Raw genomic sequence first — 24,958 nt, 5'->3', positions numbered from 1 at the left:
TCTATAAGTCAAGCAAAGTTCTGATTTTGACTTATACAAAATTCCTATAGTTCTTATATAAAAAAAGTATTAGTAAAGAAATCCAAAAACTTATATATCTACTTCAACAAAACACACTACAAATCAATTTTATTTTTCATGGAGGTTCTTATGAAAAAAAGTTTATCTTTAATTATTGCACTTGCACTGCTGCCATCGTTTTTCTTTGCTGCCGGCAAAAAAAAGCAGGAGGTAATTAGAGTGGCAATGGAAGGCACCTGGAAACCATTTGGTTTTGTAAATGAGCAGGGAGAGCTTGCTGGCTTTGATGTTGATGTAATTAAGGCAATCAGTGAAAGGATAAAGGATGACAATATCAAAATCCAGATAGAAAAAACTGGATGGGACGGAATTTTTCTTGCCCTGGAAACAGGTCGTATTGATGTAATTGCAAATGAAATAAAGAAAAATCCTGCCCGTGAGCAGCGTTATCTTTATGCCGATAAGCCTTACAACTATGATTATCCTGTAATTATTTTCAAAAAAGAGCGTAATGATATAAACACAGCAGAAGATCTTTTTGGAAAAAAAGTTATTGTTGGAACAGGCTCTTCTTTTGCAGACTGGCTCGAAGCTTTCAATAAAAAAACAGGAAATAAAGTAACAACAATCTATACAGGAAATGATACAACCTTGCAAACCATTTTTGCTGACATTGTTTCCGGACGTGCCGATGCGGCAATTGACAGCCCGATTGGTGCAGAAGCTCTGATTAGCGAACAGGGTTATCCTCTCAGATATGTGAAATCAGATCCAGATTTCCTGAATCCTGCATTCTGGGTTTTTAGAAGAAATAAGAAAGGTGAATATTTAAAAGAAATATTTGGTGAGGCCCTGGAAGAAATCCGTGCAGATGGAACTTTGTCTAAGCTGGCAATCAAATGGTTTGGTACAGACACAACAGTAAAATCAAAATAAATATTTGAGGTTATTTAATATGGAAGGACCGATTCTTGACATCAGATTTATACTATCAACAATTCCTGAAATAGCAACAAAACTACCTGTCACCTTATTCATCGCTATTTCTGCTACTCTTCTTGGATTACTATTGGGTATAATTATTGCTTTGCTGCGATTCTTTCATATTAAGATTTTATCTCAACTTTCTATTGTGTTCATATCTTTTGTACGGGGAACCCCAATGGTTGTTCAGCTTTATCTTGTTTACTACGGAATTCCAATCATAATTTCTGCAATAGCAAGAAGTTACGGTAAAGAATTTGACATAAACCTTCTTCCGGGAACTTTTTTCGCAATTCTGGCCTTCGGTTTGAATACCGGAGCCTATATGTCAGAATCCTTAAGAAGTTCTCTGCTGGCTGTAGAGCCCGGGCAGTTTGAAGCGTGCAAAAGTCTTCACTATTCAACCTGGGATTCTCTCAGAAAGGTTATTTTACCGCAGGCTTTTATCATAGCTCTGCCTACCCTTACAAGTGCCCTGCTTTCAATGATAAAAAATACATCGCTGGCATTTTGTATCGCCGTTGTTGACCTTATGGCACAGGCAAGAATTGTAGGCTCTCGCTCCTTCAGATTTTTTGAGGTCTATGTCGCCGTTTCATTTTTATACTGGCCGGTCTGCGCAATCTTTGAACGCTTACTCTTACTTCTGGAAAAACAACTGTCCAGATTCACAAAAACCGTATTTTAATCAAAAAAAGAGGATGAAAATATGATAGAAATTAAAAATCTGAAAAAATCCTTTAATCAAAACCATGTACTTCGCGGTATAAACCTGAATATAAATGATAACGAAATTGTATCTGTAATCGGTTCCAGCGGTGGAGGAAAGTCTACTCTTCTCCGCTGCCTTAATTTTCTTGAACACGGCGATTCCGGCACAATCAGTATCGGGAACGCAAATATTGAGTGTTCCAATGCAAAAAAACAGGAAATAAATGCAATAAGATTAAAAAGTACAATGGTTTTCCAAAGCTTTAATCTTTTCAAAAATAAAACCGCTTTAGAGAATATCATGGAACCGCTTATTGTAAATAAAATTCTGCCTAAAGCACAGGCAAAGACAACTGCACTAAAATATCTTGAAAAAGTTGGGCTTGAAAACAAGCAGAATGAATATCCTTCAAAGCTTTCCGGCGGGCAGCAGCAAAGGGTTGGAATTGCCCGTGCCCTTGCCTTAAACCCGGAAGTAATTCTTTTTGACGAACCAACAAGCGCACTTGATCCGGAAAGTATCAGTGACATTTTGAAACTCATCAAGGAAGTCGCAGATGAAAAGCGTACGATGATAATCGTTACTCATGAAATGAACTTTGCAAGGGAAATATCAGACAGGGTTGTATATATGGATAAAGGAGAAATTGTTGAGGAAGGAAGCCCTGAGGAGATTTTTACAAATCCACGGGAAGAAAGAACAAGACAGTTTTTGGCAAGGTATTTACAACCTGAATACATAATTTAATAAAAAAATGGAGGCAAAAAATGGCATTCGATTTATCAACCACAGAAGTTTCAATACGTGAAATCAGATTAAAATCTGTAAATTCTTTTAATGGGGACCTGCAGACTATACTATCAAAAACTCGTGATGGATCCATAAAAAACTGCGAACGATGTTTTTCACAGAATAAAACCTGCCTTTCAATGATGGTAATGGATCAGATCAGCAGTATTCGTAATGTTACAGTAGTATATCACTCCCCAATTGGATGTGGAGCCCTTATTCCAAGGTGGACGGCCTTCTATTCTGTTCTTGCCAGTGAAATCGGTAAGAAATGGAATACAAATTACGTCTGCACAAATATTAACGAAAGCGATACTGTTTTCGGTGCATCAAAAAAATTGAAGGAAACAGTACAGGAAGCATACAACCGCTACCCTTCCGAAGCAATTTTTATCTGTACCGGTTGTGTAACAGGAATTATTGGAGAAGATATCGATTCTGTTGCAGATGAATTCAGCAAAAAACTTCCGATTCCTGTTATTCCAGTTCACTGTGAGGGAATAAAGAGTAAAGTCTGGGCAACAGGATTTGACATCACAGATCATATAGTTCTTAAACACATTGTAAAAGCTCCTGAACAAAAACGGAATATCATAAATTACAGGCACTTTGGCTTTGGAGAAGCAGTTAAGCCCTTTATCAACAGAGTTTTTAAACGGTTTGATGTAGAACCTCTTTATCTTTATCCAAATTCCACAATTGAAGAACTTTCTCATATAAGCGAAAGTCTTGCTACAGTAAGCTGCTGTGGAGTTGTAAGCACTTACCTTGGAAATGCCCTTGAAGAACTCTATCATGTGCCTTATGTAAAAACCGTAAGTCCTAATGGAATGAAAGATTTTGACACCTGGATTCGTGATATTGCAAAAATCCTTCACAAAGAAGAGATTGCAGAAGATATAATCCGTGAAGAAAGGGAAAAATTCCTTCCAAAAATTGAAGAATTAAAAAAACAATTTGAAGGAAAAACTGCTGTTATTGCGGCAGGACCTGGCTTCACCTACGAAGTTGCCCGTGTTTTGGGTGAAATCGGAATTACAGTCTTAGATGCTATTTCCTGGCATCATGATTCAAAATATGATGATCAGAAACTTCCTGATACACTTACGCAGTTTGAAAAAACTCAACCGGACATGAAGGTTTCTATTATCGATTTGCAAAACCACGAACTTATCAACATCATAAACAAGGAAAAACCAGATATTTATATCTGCCGTCATGAAGGAACCCGGCCTTTTGTTACAAAGCTTGGAATCCCCGTTGTTCAGCTGAATGATGAATTCCAGATGTTCGGTTATGAAGGTCTTTACAACTTTGCCCGCTCAATAGCAGATTTATTCAATAATAAAAGTCTGGTTGAAAATCTAAAAAATCACTGTAAACTTCCATACACAAGCTGGTGGCTGGAACAGGAACACAATAAATTTTATTCGTAATTAACGTAAACAAAAAAGCCATTTGACTGCCTGGAATTCCTCCTAGTTCCAGGCAGTTCTTTTTTTACTGGAAAGCCCTTTTTTTGTTATAGCTTTTTCCTATAGCTCCTATCAGATTTTTGTATTATTCAAAGTTCTGCAAAATCTATATACATATTGCATGGCAAGTTCAGACAGCCTTGTATAGAACTCTGCTAAAAAATAAAAAAGGGGTATTTTATGAAAAAATCAATTATTTCTGTTTTTACAGCTTTATTGCTGGCTTCTGCTGCAGGCGCACAGAATGTATCACTTACAAACACTTTTGGCGGAAACGATGACAACGTGGGAACAAGTGATTTCCTTAAGTTTGACAAAGATGGAAACAAGCAGGATGCGATTGTGGGCGACCGCATTCAGCTGGATGTGGCATCTGAAAATGTTGACGCACGTGTCCGCCTGAACATTTCCGGCGATAAAAACTACGCACCAGGATTACAGGCCTATGCAAACGTTCGTCCGGTTCAGCCACTGAACATTATTGGTGGAAATAAGTTCTTCTGGAAATGGGCAACTTCACCAGCCTACCTTTCTGCCATCGATGATTATCTTACACACGGAAAACTTGCTGACGATAACGGAGCTGGTCTTGTTTTGAACATTGCACCAGAAAGCAGCGATATCGGCTTTAAGTTTGCAAGTGCAGCAGGAAGTCAGAGTCGTCTTGATTTGAACTTTGGTGCTGAATTCAGCATAAAAAATATTGTAACTATTTCTGCAACTGCCCAGGATGTCACAGAAAAAACAAGAAGCCTTGGTGCTTACGTTGGTCTTAACTCTGTAAAAAATCTGATTTTGAATGCAGGTTACACTTACAACAACTCTGATGAAAACTATATTCAGGGAACACAGAACTTAATTCAGTTCTCAGTCGGCTACACATTTGAAGAATTAAAGATTTCTCTTTATGCAGATCTTCTTGCAGGCTTGAGCAACAAGTCTAGCTTCACTACTGCTACAGATGATTTTGCAGAACTTGAAAACGGCATTCCTTTGACAGCTGTTGTAAGGGCAAATTACAAAGCAAACGAAAAACTAGATTTTTACACAAGCGTAAAATTCAACCACATACTTCTTGCAGACAGCACATCTGACACAGTTACGCTTTATCCATACTTTGATTACTACACAAGTCTTGGAACAATCCGTTCCGGCCTGAGAGTCTTCTTTAATGACAAGGATGGCTTCAACGGCTTCAACATTCCGTTCAGCTGGCAGTATAAAATTTCAAAGTAACAGTTCAAGCAGGAGGGTAAGATTATGGCAAAAAAGGTTTATAAATCAATTACTGAGTTAGTTGGAAATACACCTCTTGTCGAACTTACAAATTACGAAAAAAAACTAAATCTTAAAGCAAAAATATTTGCAAAGCTTGAATATTTTAATCCTGAAAGCAGCGTTAAGGACAGAATTGCCCTTAACATGCTGGAAACTGCCGAAAGAAACGGTCAGATTACCCCGGGAAAAACAACAATTGTTGAGATAACTTCAGGTAATACTGGCATTGCCCTGGCTGCCTTTGCCGCAGCCAAAGGCTACAAATGCGTAATTTACATTCAGGATGATGTCAGCATTGAGCGAAAGCAGGCAATTAAGGCCTTTGGTGCAGAACTGTTTAATTTACATGATGTACCTGAATATCTTGAAGTCTTTGACGAAACTGGCGGAGATTTTATTGCCGCCGTCAAGGTTCTTAAAGAAAAGGTAATCGATAAAATAGAAAACAGCTTCCTTCTTGACCAGAGTGCCAATCCTGCAAATCCTGATGCTCACTACAAAACAACAGGAAAAGAAATCTGGGAAGATACAGAAGGAGAACTTGACCTGTTTATAGCAAGTGCAGGAACCGGAGGAACAATTACCGGAAGCGGCAAATTCCTCAAGGAAAAAAAGCCTTCTGTAAAGGTTATCGGGGTTCAGCCGCCTGTAAACGACACAATTGTAACAGGCATTCATAATTTTACAGATGTTGTAAAAGAACGCGTTCCTGAAGTCCTGAACAGGGAATACATTGATCAGGTTGTTACGATTGAACCTGCTAAGGCGGTAGAAGCCACCCGGCTTCTTGCCAAAACAGACGGAATCCTTATAGGAGTTTCCAGCGGAGCCGCACTTTCTGTTGCCACAGATTTTGCAAAGAAAGATGAAAACGCTGGAAAAACAATCGTCGTAATTCTGCCGGACACAGGATTACGCTATTTAAGCACTAATTTGTTTTCGGAATAATTTTTCTTGACGGAGCATCCTCCGTCAAAAAATGCTACTCACGGGCGGCTTTCATTTTTTTTTGTAATATAATACAGGATATTGTAAAAGGTACAGTAAAAAATCTGCGTTAAAGCCTACTCTTTCAGTCCTTCATAAACCTTCTTCAGATAAAAAAGCAGAGAAGCTTTTTCTTCCGCGCTAAGATTTTTAGAAAGCCTTTTTTCGTGCTCCAGGCGGTGACTTTCTGTTTTTTTCAGGATTTCTTTACCGGTCTCTGTGAGTTCAACAATTTTTGTCATTCGTCTGTTCACAGAAAGTTCAGAAACTATTATTCCTTTGGCTTCAAGTCTTTTTAATATTCCATTTATTGTAGGATGAGAAACTGCCAGGGCATCTTCCAGCTCTTTCTGCGTAGTTTTCCCCTCTTCCTTTGTATTTATAAAGCCCAGAACCTTAAGCTGAGAAAGAGTCAAATCTTCCTTTCGAAGCGTTTCATTGGCATTTCTTTCAAGAGCATCATTAACAATTTTCAGCATATAACCAATATCACCGCTGAATTCAGGATTTATTTCGCTGCTATAAAAATTTTCTTCCATATTTTTCCTTTTTTTTAGTGTAACGTGCTACACTTAACTTGATTTTATAAGTAAATATCTATATATTTACCGACAGTGTAGCACACTACACTGAAAAGATAAATCACATTTGCGAGGATCTTTTATGAAATTTACTAAAAAACACGGCTTTATGACTTTGGGAGCTTTTGCAGTTCTTTTTATTTTTGCCTGCCTTCCAAAAAGAAAAATGCAGCTGCCGCCTGCAGAAGAAACTGTTTATACTGTAAAAACTCAGAAAATCACACGTTCAAACCTTCAGGAATATCTCCGCTTAAACGGAACTGTAAAGGCAGAAAATACCATTTCTGTTTATCCTGATATGGCAGGAAAGCTGACACGCGTTCCTGTAACACTGGGCTCCTACGTTAAAAAAGGCCAGTTGATTGCGGAAGTTGACCCTTCATCACCAGGTACTTACTACACTTCCAGCCCGGTTTATGCACCCATTGAAGGCTACATAACTTCACTTCCCCTTACATCCGGAACTACAGTTTCAACCTCCAGCGAAATTGCAACAATAGGAAACATTAAAAGCCTGCAGATTGAGTGCAAAATCCCGGAAAGCAAAATTGCAGTTTTGCAGAACGGCCTTACGGCTGAAGTCACTCTTGAAGCCTACAAAAAGGAAAGCTTTCCGGCTCATATTTTCAGAATCTCTCCTGTTGTAGATGAAACAAGCCGTTCAAAGCAGGTTTACTTTATTTTTGATACCGATGACAGCCGTATAAATGCCGGAATGTATGTAAAAATTCGATTGAATACAGTTCTGCACGAAAACGTAATCACAATTCCTACAGACTGCATTCAGACTCAGAACAATCAGAAATTCGTCTATGTTTACGACGCAGATTCCAAAACTGTAAGCCGCCGTAACATCACGACAGGAGCCACCGTTGATGGACTTGCAGAAGTAACAGAAGGATTATCCGACGACGAAATAATCATCACAAGCGGAATGCAGGTGCTTTCTAACGGCGTAAAAGTTCGCGAAATCGGAAGTCAGGAAACAAATAATGCAGAAGGAGGTCAGTAATGAGCCTTTCAAAAAAAGTTCTTCAACACCCGGTTTTAACAATCTGTACCTTTGCCCTTATTGCGATTGTCGCTCTTTTTACCCTAGGCAACATTCAGGTTGACCTTATGCCTGATATGGATATGCCCGTTGCCATGGTTATGACAACCTACAAAAACGCAGGCCCAGAATCCGTTGAAAAATCAGTCACCGAAATTCTCGAAAACGGCCTTACAAGCGTAAGTAATCTTGATGAAATCACCTCTACTTCAAGCGAAGGCCAGTCCCTGATTACCCTGCAGTTTAATTACGGAACCGACATAGATCAGGCGGTAAACGACATCCGCGACAAGCTTGACCAGGTAAAAGGCTCCCTGCCGGACGACTGTAACACTCCTCAGATTTTCAAATTCAGTTCCGACGCCATGCCGGTTATGACCCTTTCTTTGACTGGAAACCGATCTGCCGACGACCTTAGAAAAATTGCAGATGACACGGTTTCTGACATGCTGGAACAGACAGCGGGAATCAGCCAGGCAAGTGTAAGCGGCGGCCGCGAAAGAATTGTAAGGGTTGAACTCAGTCAGAACCGCCTTGACGCCTATGAACTTACCCTTTCAGGAATTGCCTCAACTCTTGCAAGCCAGAATATTGAACTTGGCGGCGGTTCAGTTTCGGAAGGAACAAGAAAATACATGGTTCGTACCACAGGAGAGTTTGAATCTCTTGATGAAATAAACAATACTGTCGTTGGTACAAAAAACGGCTACGACGTAAAACTTTCTGATGTGGGCACAGCCTTTATGGGTTATGAGGATGCAACGAGCGAAGTTTACATTAACGGAAAGCCCGGCGTTTATATCAGCCTTAAAAAACAGAGTGGCAGCAACACAGTAAACGTTGCAAATGCCGTTTACAAAAAGATTGCAGAAATTGAAAAAGTGCTGCCGGAAGGAGTTTCCCTTGTAACAATTTCTGATCAGTCTACAAGTGTCCGCGACACCCTCCACTCCCTCATCAAGTCAATTTTTGAAGGCTTTATCCTTACAGTTTTAATTCTCTTTGTCTTTTTAAGAAGCGGAAAATCCACAATCATCATGGCAATTTCCATTCCTTTCAGTATCGTAATCACGGTTCTTGCAATGGTCTTTACCGGAATTACCCTCAATATGATTACAATGACAGGTTTGATTCTGGGAATTGGTATGGTTGTTGACGCCTCGGTTGTTGTACTTGAAAATATCTATGTTTACCGCCAGAGGGGAACCAGCGCAAAAGTTTCTGCCGCAATCGGTACCCAGGAGGTTATGTCTTCTGTAATTTCCGGAAACCTGACTACAATCTGTGTATTTATCCCTTTCTTTGTTTACAAAAGCCAGCTTGATATGATGGGAGAGCTTTTTACAAGCCTTATGATTGTAATTATCATAGCCCTTTTATCATCTCTTTTTGTAGCAATGTTCTTAGTTCCAGTCCTTGCAGGCGTTTTCCTTAAAGTTGATAACAGAAAGGAACGCCCAATCAAAAATCCTCATCTGAAAAAAGCTGATAAAATGGCGGCAGCAACAATTGAGTGGGTAACACTACAGTACAAAAAAGGCCTTCACTACGTTTTACGCCACCGTTTTGTTACGATTCTTGTTGCCTTTACAATTCTTGCTTCATCAATCCTTCTATTTAAACAGCTGAGAATCGCCTTTATGTCTAATTTTAATGATACTTCGGTTGGACTTAATGTTGAACTTCCGCTTGGAACAAAGCTTTCCGAAACAGAAAACATTCTTGATCAGTTTTATGAAATCATCAAAAACGAAATCCAGGGCTATGAAACAATAGTTGTTTCTGCAGGAACTTCTGGCGGTATGATTTCCTCTGATACTTCTTACAAAGGCTCAATTTCAATTTATCTTCCAGACGCTTCAAAGCAGATTGATACTGCCGAAAGTGTAAAGGCAAAGCTCCGCCGCCATTTTGACGACTTCCCGACCGCAACCTTCACCTTTGATCAGGGACGAATGCAGCAGATGAGCGGAAGCGACATCGACATTGTATTCCACGGTTCAAATCTGGATAAGATTCTGGAAAGCGCAAAGGAACTTTCTTCACTTATGACAAAGAAAATCCCCGAAATTGCCGAGCCTGAAATTGACCTTGAAGACGGACTTCCTCAGGTTGAAATCAAAATTGACCGGGACCGCGCTTCAAATTTTGGAATTTCTGTAAGTACAATTGCAAACGAAATCAACTATTCAATAAACGGCTACACCGCCACTACCTACCGGGCCGACGGTGACGAATACGACCTTGTAATCCTTCTTGAAGACCATGACCGGACAGACATTCCAGATCTTGAAAAAATCTATGTTTCCGGAAGTAACGGCCGCTATGCCCTGTCAAACTTTGCAGAAGTAGTCCGCGGAACAGGTCCTGTTTCAATCAGCCGTGAAAACAAAGTACGCACAGTTCACCTTACAGCCAGCGTTACAGGAAATGCCAGCGCCGGCGATGTAGAAAATCAGATTAAGCAGATTGTTAAAAACGACATGATAATCCCGGACGGAATCTCTATCACTTACGAGGGAGCCTGGGCAAGTACAATGGATATGATGAAAATCTTCCTTTTAATAATCATTCTTGCCGTAATTCTTGTTTTTGGCGTAATGGCAGGAACCTACGAAAGCTTTAAAGAGCCTTTTATCAACCTCTTTACCCTGCCATTTTTGATTGTAGGAGCCATTCTGATTCATCTTCTTTTGGGAAGCGCCTTCAGTATGGTAAGTATGATTGGTGTTGTTATGTTGATTGGAATTGTCGTAAATAACGGAATTATCCTTGTTGACCAGACAAATCTTCTTGTACGGCGCGGAAAACCTCTTCTGGAAGCCTGTGAGGAAGCTGGCGCCAGCCGTTTCCGCCCGGTTATGATGACAACCCTTTCTACCCTGCTGGGTATGGTTCCAATGGCTTTCTTTGGAGATGCAAACTCAAGTATGACCCAGCCGATTGGACTTTGTGTAATCGGAGGATTAACTTCCAGCACAATCGTAACGCTTTTTATTATTCCTGTAATTTATTCCCTTTTTAATCAGAAGGCAGATAAGAAAAAGAAATTTGTGATTGATGATGAATTACAGAAAAGACTGACAGCCTTAAGTCAGGCATCAGAAAATGGAGGCAAAAATGATTAGAGCCGAAATTTTTACAAACCAGTCCATGCAGGAAGTCCTGATAAATAATCTTGAAGCCGCAATTCCGGATTTCTTCTACACTATTGTGCCCCTTGTTCACGGTCGAGGCGGCGATTCCTACAAGCTTGGAACCTCAACCTGGCCGGAAACAAACTCCATCATCATTGCCTACTGCGATGATGATAAGGAAAAGCAGATCCGTACGGTAGTAGATTACATCAAGGAAAAATTCCCCCAGGAAGGAATCAGGCTTTTTGTCCTGCATGATTAGCTTTTGCTTTAAGGGTGCCAGGCGCACCCTTAAATTGTATTTAGAACTTTACAACCTTAGGAGCCGCTGTAAAACTGTAGAAAGTTGCAGTGGCATTCTTGAAGTACAAAACTTCGGTGTTTTCATCATCAGCTGAATACATTTTTTTCAGGTCAGGATAGTGCTCAAGCATGTCAACTTTTGGCTCGCGGCGGTCGTCACGAACAAGTTCGCCTTCAACGCGAATCCATTCAGGACCTTTAGAAGCGCAGACTTCAACGCGGGCATTTTTCTGAATCTGCTTTGAAACATTTTTAGACTTTCCAGTCTGAATATAAAGCTTTCCCTCGAAAATATTTACAGTTCCAAACGGACGAACACGAGGCTGTCCGTTATCATCAGTTGCGAGAAAATAAGTTCCGCAAGACTTTAAGCATTCATATACTTCGTTCATAGAAAGCATTATAGCACAGTATTTCTGGGCCGGCAATTCCCTATTTACAAGATAGGTTGAGCCGCTTAGGCAGTCTTATTCTGATCATCCTGACCGCTGAATTCTCTGATTCGGTATTTTACACCAAGCTGGTCGCAGATTTTCTGGCAGGCAGCTTCATCCTCATGAGTGATTGTTGTAGAAACAGTTGTCAATGTTACAGAAGGCACATGTTCTTTTGCAAGGCGGGTGAATTCAAGAAGAGCCGGGAAGGCCTTTTCCTTAAACCGAGGGCGGACAGTTTCAAGATAATTTTCAGGATTGCTGGTATTCAAACTGATGGAAATTGCATCAATCAGACCTTCAAAAAAAGGCGTAATATCCTTGGAATGAATAAGGTTTCCCATTCCGTTGGTGTTAAGACGCAGACGCACGCTGCTGTTTGCTTTAATATAACGGGCAGTCTTCAAAAGTACATCAAGAGCTTCAGTCGGTTCTCCGTATCCGCAGAAAATAACTTCCTTGTATTTCTTATAATCAGCAGTTTCAAGCGCCGCCCTAACCTCTTCAAAAGACGGTTCGTGTTCCAGCCACAAGGGATTACTTCCGTAAACACCGTCACCTTCGTTACGAATACAAAATGTGCAGGCGCAAGGACAGCGGTTAGTCAAATTAAGATAGAGGCCTTCTTTTACGGCATAGGCAATTGTCATCTGCTTCATAGTTTTTTCCTTTTTTTTATTTCTGCGGCTATCATAGTCAAGATGGACAATTGTGTCAATTTTAAAATTTTTTTATAAAACCTATTGACTTAGTAGGTAATAAACTGTATAACTAAATCATAAAGTTTACCTACTACTTTAGTAGGTATCTAAAAAACACACACGAGGAGATGCCCTATGAAAAAATTCGGAAAAATTATTTTAGCTGCCGCCCTTGCAATTGCAGCACTTTCACCAATTTCTGCAAAAGGAAAAACTGGACGTACAGTTGCAGAAATCAAAAAATCAAAGGTAATTAAGATTGCTGTATTCAGCGACAAAAAGCCTTTTGGTTATGTTGATGAAAACGGCGAATATCAGGGATACGATGTTTACTTTGGAAACCGCATCGCAAAAGACCTTGGCGTAAAAGTAAAGTATGTGCCGGTAGAAGCAGCTGCCCGCGTAGAAGTTCTTACAACTGGCAAGGTTGACCTTGTACTTGCAAACTTTACAGTAACACCTGAACGTGCAGAAAAGGTTGACTTCGCCCTTCCATACATGAAGGTTGCTTTGGGAATCGTTTCTCCAAAATCAGCTTTGGTAACAGACCCTGCTCAGCTCAACGGAAAAACTTTGATTATTGCAAAGGGAACAACAGCAGAAAGCTACTTCTCTAAAAATTATCCAAAAATCAATCTTTTGAAGTTCGACCAGTATTCAGAAGCTTACAATGCACTTCTTGACGGACGCGGAGACGGTCTTTCAACAGACAACACAGAAGTTCTTGCATGGGCTATTGAAAATCCTAAGTTCGCTGTAGGTGCAGGCGCTGACTCAATCGGAAGCCTTGATTCAATTGCAGGTGCCGTTCAGAAAGGAAACAAGGATCTGCTCGACTGGCTCAACAACGAAATCGTAGAACTTGGCAAAGAAAACTTCTTCCACGCTGACTACGAAGCAACCTTGCGCTCAGTTTACGGTGCAGATTCTGATGCTGATAGTCTTGTAGTAGAAGGCGGAAAATTGTAGGATAAACAAGCTCCGAAAACTTCGGAGCAAAAAAAAAGTTTATGGACATCAATTTTATAAAAGAAGTCATTCCGATGTACGTTGAGGCAACCTTCCTCACCCTTCGGATTGGCTTAATCGGAATAATACTTTCTTTTGTAACAGGGATTTTTTGTGCAATCGTACGCTACTGGAAAATCCCTGTTTTAAATGTAATCGTAAGAGTTTACACTGAACTTTCACGAAACACACCTCTTTTGATTCAGCTTTTCTTTTTGTATTTTGCCCTTCCCCGCCTTGGAATCAAGCTTTCAAGCCAGGCCTGCGGAATTATCGGACTCACCTTTTTAGGCGGCTCCTACATGGCAGAAACTTTCCGAAGTGCCCTGGGAACTGTAGGACAAGCCCAGCTGGAAAGCGGAATGTGCATAGGACTGGATAAGCTGCAGATTGTACGTTACGTTGTTTTGCCTCAGGCGGCAGCAGTTTCGGTTCCGGGCGTAGTTGCAAACATCATTTTCCTGCTTAAGGAAACTTCGGTTTTCAGTGCAGTTGCCCTTGCAGACCTTATGTACGTGGCAAAGGATTTAATCGGACTTTATTACAAAACAGAAGAATCACTTTTGCTTTTAGTGATTGCATATTTTATCATCCTGCTTCCGGTTTCTATAATCTCGCGCGTTATAGAAAAGAAGCTGAATTTTTACAAAGGCTAGCCTGCCCAGGAGATTTTTGATGGAAAACCAAGACTTTTTAACAGCAATTTCCACCGCCCTCAGCGTTCTTTTTAAGGGAAAGAACTTTCCCCGCCTTATGGGAGGCCTCTGGGTCACAATCTGGATTGCGGCAGTATCGGTTCTTCTTTCCATTCTGCTGGGCTTTGTTTTCGGAATCATTTTGACCCGCAAAAACCGCATCATCAAAGTGATTTGCAATATTTATCTTGAATTTATGCGCATTATGCCTCAAATGGTTCTGCTTTTCCTTGCTTACTTTGGCATTACCCACGCCTTTGGTCTTTCAATTTCCGGAGAAGCGGCAAGTATCATCGTGTTTACCCTCTGGGGCACTGCCGAAATGGGAGATTTAGTCCGTGGCTCCCTTGAATCAATTCCACGCCATCAGTATGAAAGCGGACGCGCCATTGGGCTTACAGAAAAGCAGATTTTCTTCTATATAGTTATTCCCCAGACGATTAAAAGGCTTGTACCGCTCAGCATGAATTTGATTACACGAATGATTAAAACAACCTCTCTTGTTGTTTTTGTAGGCGTAATTGAAGTTGTAAAAATCGGACAGCAGATTATTGAAGCAAACAGACTTACAATTCCAACTGCTTCAATTGCTGTTTACGGCGTAATTTTCTTTATGTACTTTATTGTCTGCTGGCCGCTTTCGCTTGCCGCTGATAAACTTGAAAAACGAGGATAAAAAATGTCACTTTTGAAAATAAAAAATCTTGAAAAATCATTTAAGGAAGCAGGCGGAATTTTAAAAGGCGTTTCGCTGAATGTTGAAAAAGGCGAAGTTGTTGTAATTCTGGGACCTTCCGGCTGCGGAAAATCTACCCTGCTCCGCTGCATAAACGGTCTTGAATCAATTCAGGGTGGCGAAATCCATCTGGATGACGAAGTAATTTCTAATCGCACAAAGGACATGCACCTTATCCGCCAGAAAGTCGGAATGGTTTTCCAGAGCTATGATTTGTTTCCGAATATGACAGTTTTGAATAACGTACTCCTTGGCCCTGTAAAAGCCCAGAAACGAAACCGCGAAGAAGTAAAAGCCCAGGCAGAAAAGCTTCTGGAGCGCGTAGGTCTTTTAGAAAAGAAGGATTTCTATCCACGCCAGCTTTCGGGCGGTCAGAAACAGCGTGTCGCAATCGTCCGCGCCCTCTGCATGAATCCCGAAGTTCTTTTGTTTGATGAAGTAACCGCCGCCCTTGACCCGGAAATGGTCCGCGAAGTTCTTGATGTTATGATGGATCTTGCAAAGGAAGGCCGCACAATGCTGATTGTAACTCACCAGCTGGAGTTTGCCCGCGCAGTAGCTGACCGTATCGTATTCATCGACGAAGGCGTAATCGTAGAAGAAGCAAAGCCCGAAGATTTCTTTACAGCCCCAAAAACCGAACGCGCTAAAAAGTTTCTGGAAGCCTTCAAGTTTGAAAAGCGCGTAACTTTTGCGGAAGGAATTTAGAAGTCTGTCAGTTTAAATAACCCTTTTCATATTAACATTTTTCTTTAATCTCACTAAAATACTTTATAAATACTAAAGTAATTTAAGTGAGGTTAAAGAAATGTCAAAAGCTTTAGACGTTTTAGAAAAAATCAGCCATTACATCAGTAAGTTTATGGCTCTTATCGTAATTGCCGTTGCAGCACTTGCCCTCTTTAAGCCGGCAAGCTGCAACTGGATTAAAACAAGCTCAGTTAACTATCTTCTTGGTATCGTAATGTTCGGAATGGGACTTACCCTCAAACCACAGGATTTTAAGGTAGTTTTCAGCCGCCCTAAAGAAATCATCATCGGTTTTCTTGCACAGTTCATTCTGATGCCGTTGATTGCTTTCGTACTTATCAAAACTTTCCGTCTTCCGCCGGAGCTGGCAGTTGGCGTAATGCTGGTAGGAACCTGCCCTGGAGGAACTTCATCTAACGTAATGACCTATATGTCTAAGGGTGACGTTGCACTTTCTGTAGGAATGACAATCGTTTCTACAATTTTCGCACCGATTCTCACACCGCTTCTTACAAAATTCTACATCGGCCAGGTTGTTGACGTAAAAGTTATGGCTATGTTCCTTTCAATTGTAAAAGTAGTTCTTATCCCGATTGTAGCAGGCCTCATCATCAATCACTTTTTCAGCAAAGTTACAGAAGCCCTTGTTAAAGTTTTGCCGGCCGTTTCTACCCTCGCCATCGTTGCAATTGTAGCAGCCGTAGTTTCTGCCAGCTCAGCAAAACTTTTGAACGCCCTGAACACAAGCCTTATGATTGTTTTTGTAGTAATGCTTCATAATCTTCTGGGATACGCAACCGGTTATGGAGTTGGAAAGCTTCTCCGCCTCAAGCAGACAAAATGCCGTGCCCTTTCTATCGAAGTCGGCATGCAGAACTCAGGTCTTGCAACAGGACTTGCCGCAGCACACTTTGCCCAGTACCCTCTGGCAACAATTCCGGGAGCTGTTTTCAGTACCTGGCATAACATTTCAGGTGCCCTCTACGCAGCCTTCCTTGCAGCCCACACTCCTACCGATGAGGCTGAAGCAGAGGAAAAAGAAGAAGTATCTGCTTAATATTAATTTCAGGCGAGTGGTAACACCCAGTCGCCTTCCGGGCGCCACTACGTTTGGTGCGGCAACTTCGTTTGCCGCACGCTTCGCCCCTCCACGCTCCCGCCGGGGGGGCTCTTTTCAACTATGAAATTTACACTCCTAAACTAAAAAGCAATAAAGTCGTGAATATTATTATTTAAAAAAAGGTTGCTTGACAATAGTCCGCTTATATTTTACTTTATGAAATATAATTTTTTGTTTTTCAAAAAGTTATACATCAGAAAAAAAGTTACATATTAAATATAAAAAGTTCCCTGATAAAAATAGGAGTTGAGTAATATGAAAAAAAGTGCTTTTTCATTGGGGGCTATTACAGTCGGACTGGCTTTTATTCTTTCCACTGTTTTTTCTTTTTTTCTGATGGAACATCCTGATGAAAAAGACAGAGAATTCAGCCTTATGCTGGCCGGCAGGGTAAACGATGTAGTAACGGATGAAATTCTCCGTCCGCTTTTAGTTTCCCGCACAATGTCAAATGACAATCTGCTGGCTGACTGGCTGCAGCACGAAGAAGAGCATTCTCTTGGAGAAAATGCCATTTCCATGCAGAACTATCTTTCCAGACTAAAAGAAGAATTCGGCTATACTTCTGCCTTTCTTATTTCAGAAAAAAGCCACTGCTACTACACATACAGGGGTTTTAATAAAATTATCAATCCCTTGAATGACCCTCACGATAAGTGGTATCCAACCTTCCTGAAAAAAAATATTGCCTTTGAATTAAATGCCGACACAGATCAGGTAAACGGAAATCACTGGACAATTTTCATAAACTGCAGGATTACTGCCCCTGACGGAACCCTTCTTGGTGTATGCGGAGTTGGTGTTATCATGGATCACCTTCGCCAGATTATGGAAGAGTATGAAAAGCAGTACGGAGTAAAAATCAATCTGGTAGATTCAAACGGACTGGTTCAGATGGCGGTTGATTATTCTGATATACAGAGAATTTACCTGAATAACATTGAGCTGAACAAGTCAGATGACAATTATTCTGTGCGTCAAAGCATGAGAAAATATCGCATTTCAAAGTATCTTAAGGAACTGGGCTGGTATCTTGTTGTACAGACTGGCGGACACGCATCTGCTTCAAAATTTATTCCGTTTTTTATTCTAAATATTATCTCAGCAATTATTCTTATTGTACTTTATTATCTTATTATCTACCTGAAAGAAAAAAACGGGTCTGAAAAGAATTCTGACCCTAACCCTCTTGATGAAGTAACAGAACTTCCAAACCGCATCTACTTTACCGAAGCATACGGAGAAAACGGCATTTTTAATACGACACGCTATAAATGCTTTATAGTATTTGATATAGACCATTTTTCGGCAGAACAGAAAAAACGCCCTGACCTGCCTCTTATTAAATTGACGGCAGACATAGCAAAGCGACATTTTGATATGTCCGGCCTTCTTTTAAGGTGGAGAAGCGATACATTCGTTGTTCTTTCAGAAAAGGAAATCGGTGCTTCCATGGATTTGTGCAGAAACTTCTGCTCACAGGTGCTTGAAGAACTGGGCATCACTATTTCTGCCGGTCTTGCACAGATTGTCCTGACCGATTCAATAAAGAAAAACTATTATGCTGCAATGCAGGGCTGTTATGCCGCAAAATTCGCAGGAGGAAATAAGGCTGTAATACACCAGGGAGAATCTTTATAAATGAACAGACACTTTTCCTTTCGTGTAAAAAAATCACTGCTCTCCCAGCTGGCAATCCGAACCCTCTCTTTTTCACTCATATTTTTTATCCCTCTTGCCATGCTGACAATGCATTTTCAGAAAAAAGCCATTGAAAACAGCATAGAGCAGTCTGCTGGACTTCTTGCAGAAGGCAAAGCCGCAGAAATTAACCCGATACTTACTCAGGTTGAACATTCAGTAAGCGTTCTGGAAGAAAGACTTCTTTCAACCCTGGACGAAAGACGTTTTGAAACAGATCAAAACTACCGAAATGATTACCTTCACCGTTCAGAGGACTGGTTTGAAGATATTGCCCGCTTTACGCCAGGTGCCGCAACCTCCTGGTTCAGACTTGAAAAGGAAACATATGGAAATACAGCCGGTGTTTTTATGACAGGTGACCGTTATGGTGGTTTTGTAAGTATAAAGCCGACAGATCTTTCTGAATATTCAGAAAACGACAGGGAACATGTTGGCTGGTACTACGAGCCTCTGGCTGCCGGTCAGCCTCTCTGGATGCTCCCCTATGAAAATCGAAACGTAGATATCAAAATGATAACCTATGTCATTCCATTTTACAGGAATGGAGTCTTTCTTGGGGTAGTAGGCATGGATATTGAACTTGCCTATCTTAAAAGACTGGTAGATAACCTGAAATTCTCAAATGCCCAGGCCTTTCTGATGGACTCAAACTACAGCCTTATCTACCATCCGGATTATCCTAATGGTCTGCCGGCAGTCATGTTTGATTCTGAACTCAGTCAGATTGCAGGCTATGCAAGTACAAATAATAATCAGGCGAAGATTTATAAATGCCGCTGGCAGGGAGAAATTCAGCACATTATTTTTAAAGAACTTCAGAATGGTTCCATACTGGGTATTTCAATCGATGATATTGTTGCAAAAAATGCCCGCTTCAGAATCTCAATGCTTAGTTTTTCACTTTTTATTACCATTTTCATTCTTTTTTCTTTTCTTGTATATTTCATTTCTAAAAAAATTATCAGACCAATATCTGAGCTTATTGAAGATTCCAGAAGACTTTCGCGTGGAGAACTTGGAATCATAATAAAATACAAGTCAGATAATGAAATCGGACTTCTTGCTGACAGCATCCGAATGATGGAAAAACAGCTTAAGGAATATATCGAATACATCAGAGAGCAGACCGAAAGCGAACGAAATGCTAAGGAAACTGCGATTAATGCTTCCAGGGCAAAAAGTGATTTCCTTGCAAATATGAGCCATGAAATCCGTACCCCAATAAATGCAGTACTTGGAATGAACGAACTGATTCTGCGCGAAACAGAAAACGACAATATACGCGGATATGCCGTAAACATCCGTAATGCGGGCAATACCCTGCTTTCCCTGATCAATGATGTTCTTGATTTTTCGAAAATTGAAGCAGGTAAAATGGAAATTATTCCGGTCCGTTATGACCTGGCCCTGCTTCTGGTCGACCTGCGCGTTATGATTAGTGAAAGGGCTGAACAGAAGGATCTTACTTTTGAATTAAATGCAAATCCTGCCATGCCAAAATTCCTCTATGGTGATAACATGAGGCTTAAACAGTGTATTCTGAACCTTCTTACAAACGCCGTAAAATACACACAGAAGGGAGGAATCAAATTCTCGGTTGATTTTGCATTTATTAAAGATGATGAAAGTTCAATAATGCTTCAAGTCAAAGTTCAGGATACAGGAATCGGAATCAAACCGGAGGATGTTCAAAAGCTTTTTGCCCCATTTGAAAGGATTGAAGAAAAGCGCAACAGGACTATTGAAGGTACAGGTCTTGGAATGAGCATTGTAAAACGCACTCTGGATATGATGGGAAGCAGACTCTCCATAGAAAGTGAATATGGAAAAGGTTCAACCTTCTCTTTTGAAGTACGTCAGAAAATTGCAGAAAACATTCCTCTTGGCAATCTGAATGAAGCCCATAAAAAAAGTATTGCTGAAGCCAGCAGATACAAAGAAAAACTTTATGCTCCAAAAGCAAAAATACTTTTTGTAGATGACACACCTCTGAACCTTCAGGTTGTTCAGGGTCTTTTAAAGCACACCGGAATTACTCTGGACACAGCAGAAAGCGGTGCAAAAACTCTTGAAAAAGTTCAGCAGACAAAATATGACATTCTTTTTATTGACCACCGCATGCCTGTCATGGACGGAATTGAAACCCTTCATGCAATAAATGAACTTCCCGGCAATAAGAGCCTTGGAAAACCATGCATTGCCCTTACTGCAAATGTAATTTCGGGTGCCAGGGAGCTTTACCTGAAAGAAGGTTTTACGGATTATCTTTCAAAGCCTGTAGTCCCGGCAGAACTTGAAAATATGATCAGAACTTATATTCCGCCGGAATACATCGAGCAAGTGCCAGACTCAAAAGATGAAAGTTCTAAAGAAAATAAAAATAAGGAAAGTGAAAAAGAAAATTTTCCACAGATGAAAGGAATAAATATTGAATCAGCCCTTCTTAACTGCGGTTCGGCTCAGCTTCTTAAAGAAATGTTTACAACCTTTTACAGCGAAATCGATTCAAAAATAAAATTACTTTCCGAATTTTTGAATAATTCTGATTTCGATAATTACAGAATAAAGGTTCACGCCCTGAAAAGCGAAAGCCGCCTGATTGGTGCCATTGAACTTTCAGAAGAAGCCCGCAATCTTGAAGTTGCAGCAGATGCAAAAAAAGAGGAAGAAATTTTAGAAAAAAATCCTGCCTTAATGGAACATCTTCTGACTTTCAAGGAAATTCTTAAAGATTATGCACCAAATAATAAAAATCCTGACAATAAAAGAAAACGTATTTCATCAAAAATACTGAACACAGAGCTTGAGCAGCTGGAAAAAGCCGCAAAAAACTTTAATCCTGAACTTGCAGATTCAGTAGTAGAAAAACTTTCAGGCTATAAACTGCCTCAGGATTTTTCACAAATTTTTGAAAATATAAGTCTATATGCCCGTCAAATGGACTATATAAATCTTGCAAAAGTAATATCTGAATATCGTATGGACAAAAAAAAGGAGTAGAAAAAAAATGCCAGTAAAAGATATTTATGTAATTGGTGATGAAAAAAGAATGGTTGTACGCTCATTTATTAATGATTTGAGAAATGCATCCATAACTGTACATTCTCTTCCCGCAGAATATGACAGCGTAATTTCACTTCCAAAAGAATCAATTCACATTGCCGTATGTTTTGATGATACAATGCCTGCTGATGTAATGGAGTTTCTTCGTGAATCAGTCATGGATAAAGGATGGTATCTCTATCTGATTGGAAAAATCGGCGGCCTTTCAATGAATGAAAAAAAACACAGTTCAGAAATTCCTGGTGTCCGCTTTCCATACTGGCCTGTACCGGCAAAAACCATGATTGCAGAAATAGAAAAGACCCGCAAAGAAATTCTTGTAGTTGACGATGATCCTATGATGCTCAGAAGTCTTTACAGCTGGCTTAATGATTCCTTTAATATTCACGCAGCAAATTCAGGTCTTGCTGCCCTGGAATTCCTTCGTCAGAATGATGTAGATCTTGTGCTTCTTGATTACGAAATGCCTTTGATGAATGGAAAGGAAGTTCTGCAGGAGATAAGAACCTCTACTTACGAAAACAGAGAGCTGCCGGTTATGTTCCTTACCGCAAAAAATGACAAGGAAACTATCCAGAGTATTGTAGGACTTCATCCAAACGGATATATCCTTAAAAGCAATTCTGCGGCAGAAATCAAACGTTCTGTTACTACCTTCTTTGCATCTCAGATATCTATTGCATCAAAATAAAATTCCCAAAAGATAATTTTTTTCCAGGGGATATCTAATAAGTTTCTGTGGCTATGTCATCCCGAACTTGTTTCGGGATCTTAGCACTACATACAGTTTAGATGCTGAATCAAGCCATTTAACCTCTTCCCGCAAATAAATTTCTTGTCGGCTCTTAATTTGCATTGTATCATTTTAATGTAAGGTCAAACCAAGGAGCCGGCAAATATGAAACAAATAACCTGCGCCGTTGCAGACAGCTATGATGCTGTAAAACTTCTGGACGAAACAAAAGAAAGTCCTGATTATAAAAATGCAAAATCTGTGCTTGTAAACATCTTCACAAACCGCGTTCAGAAAGACTATATCCAATACATTTTAAATCTTGTAAAAACAAAGCTCCCAAAGGCAAAAATATCCGGTCTTACCTGTCTGGAAAGTTTTTCGCTTTGTAATGAAGTAAAAAGCAATACGACCTTTTCAATTCTCTGCTTTAAAAATTCAGAAATTCAGGTGCTTGAATTCGACTTTTCAAATACTACGGTAGACGAGGCAAAATCATCATTTTTAAAAGCAGTAGGAAAAGACACAAAAGGGATTCAGGTTTACTCTACACCGCTCAAAAATGACGTTACAAATGATTTTCTTTCTTCTTATAATTTTGAAGACAATGACATTCCAATTTTTGGTGCGGGAGCCGGTTTTGGAAACAGAGCCGAAGAAAAAAAGCTTTACATATTTTCAAACGACATCCACGAAAATGGAGTTATAATCACCCTCTTCAAAGGCGAAAAGCTTGCAATTTATGCAGAGTCAACCCTGGGCTGGACTCCAATCGGAAAAGAGATGACGGTTACCGACGTAATGGAAAACAATATTCTGAAAACGCTCGATAATATAAGTGCCGGAGAAATCTATAAAAAATACCTTGGCGTATCTTCTGAAAAATACTTTCTGGAAAACACCTGCGAATTTCCCTTCATGCTGAAACGTGGAGATAAATGGGTTGCCCGTGTTCCTATTCTAAAAGACGAAAAGGGCTATATTCATTTTACGGCCGACATCCACAAGGGCGAAAAACTTTTGTTTTCATACGGTTCAAAAAATGCCATCTTAAAGCAGGCCTTCAACCTTGCCGAATACATGAGCCGTAAAAACCTTGAAGGACTTCTGCTCCACGTTTGCCGAACGAGATACCTTTATCTTCAGGAAACTGAACAGCTGGAACTTCAGGCATTTTCAAATTTTTACCGGGAAACAGCCGGCTGCTATGCCTTTTCGGAAATTCTTTTTAAGAATAAGAGCGGAGGCCTACATAACAGCGCCCTTGTTGCAGTAGGATTTCGTGAATTCGACAATACAGAAGAAAAATTAAAATATGATGACTGCTATGTAGAAAACGTTTTTTACGGAACCAGCAATTATATTGATTTTAACAAGTGGGTTTCGGAAATCACACAGAACAAAAAAGGCAACCAGCTGCTTCCTTTTGAAGAGCGGCTTGTAAACTTTTTGTACGCAACAACCCGCGACCTTTATCTTGCAAACATGAAGCTGGAGGAAGCCGCAACAATAGACGGACTTACAAAAATCTTCAACCGTAAAAAAATCTCTGAGCTTATAAGCTATGAAATTAAAAAACGCGATGCAAAAGACCTTTACCTAATCATGTTTGATATTGATAACTTTAAAAAGGTAAACGACACCTATGGCCACGATATGGGAGACGAAGTTCTTGAGCGCGTTGCAAAAACCGCCAGAGAAAACATAAGACAGCATGATTCAATCGGTCGCTGGGGCGGCGAGGAATTTATGATTCTGCTGCCACATTCAAATAAAAAGGCTGCCGTCGAGATTGCAGAGCGTATAAGAAGTGAAGTTGCAGGCCTCAAATGGGAAAAAATGCCTTCAATTTCAATCTCCCTGGGCGTTACCGGAATCAGAAGGGATGATGATGAACAGTCCTTTTACAAGCGGGTGGATAACCGCCTTTATTTTGCAAAAACTCACGGTAAAAATCGCGTTGTTTCAGAAGATGAATAAGTTTTAGAACTTTATCTTCTTCACCCAGACTACAAAAAAATCTTCGTCGCAGAAGTCCACGATTTTTCCTTTGATGTAAGATTAATATAATCTCCCCAGACATTTCCTATATTTCCTATTGACATAGTAGGTAATTACAAGTATTATTCACCTATTAAACGACTAGGCTAGTATATAAATAAAAAAAAGGCTTAAGGCTTTACTTAAGGAGGCGTCATGGCTTACAAAATTGCGGTAGCTTCTAGTGACGGTGCAAATGTAGATTTGCATTTTGGCGCAGCAGAAAGCTTAGATATTTATGAAGTTCTGGACGATGGAAGCTTTTCGCTTTTAGAAAAACGAAAGACATCTGACTCCTCTGGCGAAAGCGTCAGTGAAAGCTGCGGTCAAGGCCGCAAAGATTGCCAGACCGGTGGATGCGGAAATAATAACGGATCTGGCGGCGGCTGCGGTAACGGAGCAGCTTCTGCAAAGGTAGAAGGCATTTGTGATGTGCGTGCAGTCGTTGCGGCTAGAATCGGCTTTAACGTTACAAAGGCGCTTGAAAAAAAGGCAATCGCAAGCTTTGATGTAGAATGCCCTGTGCAGGAAGCATTGGAAAAAATTACGAAGTATTTTTACAGCGTAGATAACCATATTAGGTTTAAGAAATAAATGGTACGTGAGCAAATAAATGCGAGCGTCGCTCGCTAGTCTCGCGACGAACCATTTTATCG

Annotated in this window: 22 protein-coding genes; 19 read left to right on the top strand and 3 right to left on the bottom strand. The window is 40.2% G+C overall.

The features are described 5' to 3' along the window. The first annotated feature begins 150 nt into the window (after nucleotides 1-150). The 6 genes from MSI_RS03225 to MSI_RS03200 all read left to right on the top strand — a co-directional run bounded on the left by MSI_RS03225 (nucleotide 151) and on the right by MSI_RS03200 (nucleotide 6,207). Nucleotides 151-957, top strand: a complete 807-nt coding sequence (locus MSI_RS03225) for a transporter substrate-binding domain-containing protein (protein WP_009103657.1) — start codon at nucleotides 151-153, stop codon at nucleotides 955-957. 19 nt (nucleotides 958-976) lie between these two features. Further along, the gene (locus MSI_RS03220; RefSeq protein WP_009103656.1) at nucleotides 977-1,693 is read left to right on the top strand and encodes an amino acid ABC transporter permease; all 717 of its coding nucleotides are present in this window, start codon (nucleotides 977-979) and stop codon (nucleotides 1,691-1,693) included. A 21-nt stretch (nucleotides 1,694-1,714) separates the two neighbouring features. Next, nucleotides 1,715-2,464 (top strand): amino acid ABC transporter ATP-binding protein, encoded by a 750-nt coding sequence (locus MSI_RS03215; protein ID WP_009103654.1) that lies wholly within the window; start codon nucleotides 1,715-1,717, stop codon nucleotides 2,462-2,464. A gap of 20 nt (nucleotides 2,465-2,484) precedes the next feature. Beyond that, entirely contained in the window at nucleotides 2,485-3,942 is a 1,458-nt protein-coding gene (locus MSI_RS03210; RefSeq protein WP_009103652.1) for a nitrogenase component 1, read from the top strand. Nucleotides 3,943-4,161: 219 nt separating this feature from the next. Next, the gene (locus MSI_RS03205) at nucleotides 4,162-5,217 is read left to right on the top strand and encodes a hypothetical protein (protein WP_009103650.1); all 1,056 of its coding nucleotides are present in this window, start codon (nucleotides 4,162-4,164) and stop codon (nucleotides 5,215-5,217) included. 24 nt (nucleotides 5,218-5,241) lie between these two features. Further along, on the top strand, nucleotides 5,242-6,207 hold the full coding sequence (locus MSI_RS03200; protein WP_009103648.1) for a PLP-dependent cysteine synthase family protein: 966 nt from the start codon (nucleotides 5,242-5,244) through the stop codon (nucleotides 6,205-6,207). A 116-nt stretch (nucleotides 6,208-6,323) separates the two neighbouring features. On the opposite strand, the gene MSI_RS03195 is transcribed toward MSI_RS03200, so the two are convergent. Further along, nucleotides 6,324-6,785, bottom strand: a complete 462-nt coding sequence (locus tag MSI_RS03195; protein ID WP_009103646.1) for a MarR family winged helix-turn-helix transcriptional regulator — start codon at nucleotides 6,783-6,785, stop codon at nucleotides 6,324-6,326. A gap of 124 nt (nucleotides 6,786-6,909) precedes the next feature. Between MSI_RS03195 and MSI_RS03190 the strand changes: the two genes are divergently transcribed. From MSI_RS03190 to MSI_RS03180, 3 genes are read left to right on the top strand one after another with little or no spacing between them, the layout of a single operon-like run. Next, a complete protein-coding gene (locus MSI_RS03190; RefSeq protein ID WP_009103644.1) occupies nucleotides 6,910-7,839 on the top strand; it encodes an efflux RND transporter periplasmic adaptor subunit in 930 nt (309 codons plus the stop codon). Further along, on the top strand, nucleotides 7,839-11,006 hold the full coding sequence (locus tag MSI_RS03185) for an efflux RND transporter permease subunit (protein ID WP_009103642.1): 3,168 nt from the start codon (nucleotides 7,839-7,841) through the stop codon (nucleotides 11,004-11,006). Before MSI_RS03190 ends, MSI_RS03185 begins: the two co-directional genes overlap by 1 nt. Beyond that, a complete protein-coding gene (locus MSI_RS03180; protein ID WP_009103640.1) occupies nucleotides 10,999-11,277 on the top strand; it encodes a PG0541 family transporter-associated protein in 279 nt (92 codons plus the stop codon). The genes MSI_RS03185 and MSI_RS03180 overlap by 8 nt, the downstream gene beginning before the upstream one ends. 40 nt (nucleotides 11,278-11,317) lie before the next feature. On the opposite strand, the gene MSI_RS03175 is transcribed toward MSI_RS03180, so the two are convergent. Together MSI_RS03175 and MSI_RS03170 are read right to left on the bottom strand one after the other, a co-directional pair. Beyond that, nucleotides 11,318-11,710: a pyridoxamine 5'-phosphate oxidase family protein gene (locus MSI_RS03175; RefSeq protein ID WP_039924122.1), complete on the bottom strand. Its 393-nt coding sequence runs from the start codon at nucleotides 11,708-11,710 to the stop codon at nucleotides 11,318-11,320. A gap of 65 nt (nucleotides 11,711-11,775) precedes the next feature. Next, entirely contained in the window at nucleotides 11,776-12,411 is a 636-nt protein-coding gene (locus MSI_RS03170; RefSeq protein ID WP_009103635.1) for a TIGR04100 family radical SAM protein, read from the bottom strand. 177 nt (nucleotides 12,412-12,588) lie between these two features. Here MSI_RS03170 and MSI_RS03165 point away from each other — a divergent pair, with 177 nt between their 5' ends. The 10 genes from MSI_RS03165 to MSI_RS03120 all read left to right on the top strand — a co-directional run bounded on the left by MSI_RS03165 (nucleotide 12,589) and on the right by MSI_RS03120 (nucleotide 24,896). After that, a complete protein-coding gene (locus MSI_RS03165) occupies nucleotides 12,589-13,422 on the top strand; it encodes a cysteine ABC transporter substrate-binding protein (RefSeq protein ID WP_009103632.1) in 834 nt (277 codons plus the stop codon). A gap of 41 nt (nucleotides 13,423-13,463) precedes the next feature. Beyond that, entirely contained in the window at nucleotides 13,464-14,117 is a 654-nt protein-coding gene (locus MSI_RS03160; RefSeq protein WP_009103631.1) for an amino acid ABC transporter permease, read from the top strand. Between the two features lie 19 nt (nucleotides 14,118-14,136). Beyond that, nucleotides 14,137-14,832 carry an amino acid ABC transporter permease gene (locus MSI_RS14650; RefSeq protein WP_009103630.1) on the top strand — a complete coding sequence of 232 codons (696 nt, stop codon included), beginning with the start codon at nucleotides 14,137-14,139 and terminating at the stop codon, nucleotides 14,830-14,832. Between the two features lie 3 nt (nucleotides 14,833-14,835). Continuing rightward, nucleotides 14,836-15,600: an amino acid ABC transporter ATP-binding protein gene (locus tag MSI_RS14645; RefSeq protein WP_009103628.1), complete on the top strand. Its 765-nt coding sequence runs from the start codon at nucleotides 14,836-14,838 to the stop codon at nucleotides 15,598-15,600. Nucleotides 15,601-15,700: 100 nt separating this feature from the next. Then, entirely contained in the window at nucleotides 15,701-16,699 is a 999-nt protein-coding gene (locus MSI_RS03145; RefSeq protein WP_009103626.1) for a bile acid:sodium symporter family protein, read from the top strand. Nucleotides 16,700-17,017: 318 nt separating this feature from the next. Next, entirely contained in the window at nucleotides 17,018-18,403 is a 1,386-nt protein-coding gene (locus MSI_RS03140) for a diguanylate cyclase domain-containing protein (protein ID WP_009103624.1), read from the top strand. Then, complete coding sequence (locus MSI_RS03135) at nucleotides 18,404-21,466, top strand: hybrid sensor histidine kinase/response regulator (protein WP_009103623.1); 3,063 nt, start codon at nucleotides 18,404-18,406, stop codon at nucleotides 21,464-21,466. A 7-nt stretch (nucleotides 21,467-21,473) separates the two neighbouring features. Continuing rightward, nucleotides 21,474-22,220, top strand: a complete 747-nt coding sequence (locus tag MSI_RS13810; RefSeq protein WP_009103621.1) for a response regulator — start codon at nucleotides 21,474-21,476, stop codon at nucleotides 22,218-22,220. A gap of 207 nt (nucleotides 22,221-22,427) precedes the next feature. Then, a complete protein-coding gene (locus MSI_RS03125; RefSeq protein WP_009103619.1) occupies nucleotides 22,428-24,242 on the top strand; it encodes a diguanylate cyclase in 1,815 nt (604 codons plus the stop codon). Between the two features lie 216 nt (nucleotides 24,243-24,458). Next, complete coding sequence (locus tag MSI_RS03120; protein WP_009103617.1) at nucleotides 24,459-24,896, top strand: NifB/NifX family molybdenum-iron cluster-binding protein; 438 nt, start codon at nucleotides 24,459-24,461, stop codon at nucleotides 24,894-24,896. Nucleotides 24,897-24,958 lie beyond the last annotated feature (62 nt).

Source organism: Treponema sp. JC4 (genome assembly GCF_000260795.1).
Classification (GTDB): domain Bacteria; phylum Spirochaetota; class Spirochaetia; order Treponematales; family Treponemataceae; genus Treponema_D.
This window is presented reverse-complemented; position numbering and strand designations above follow the sequence as displayed.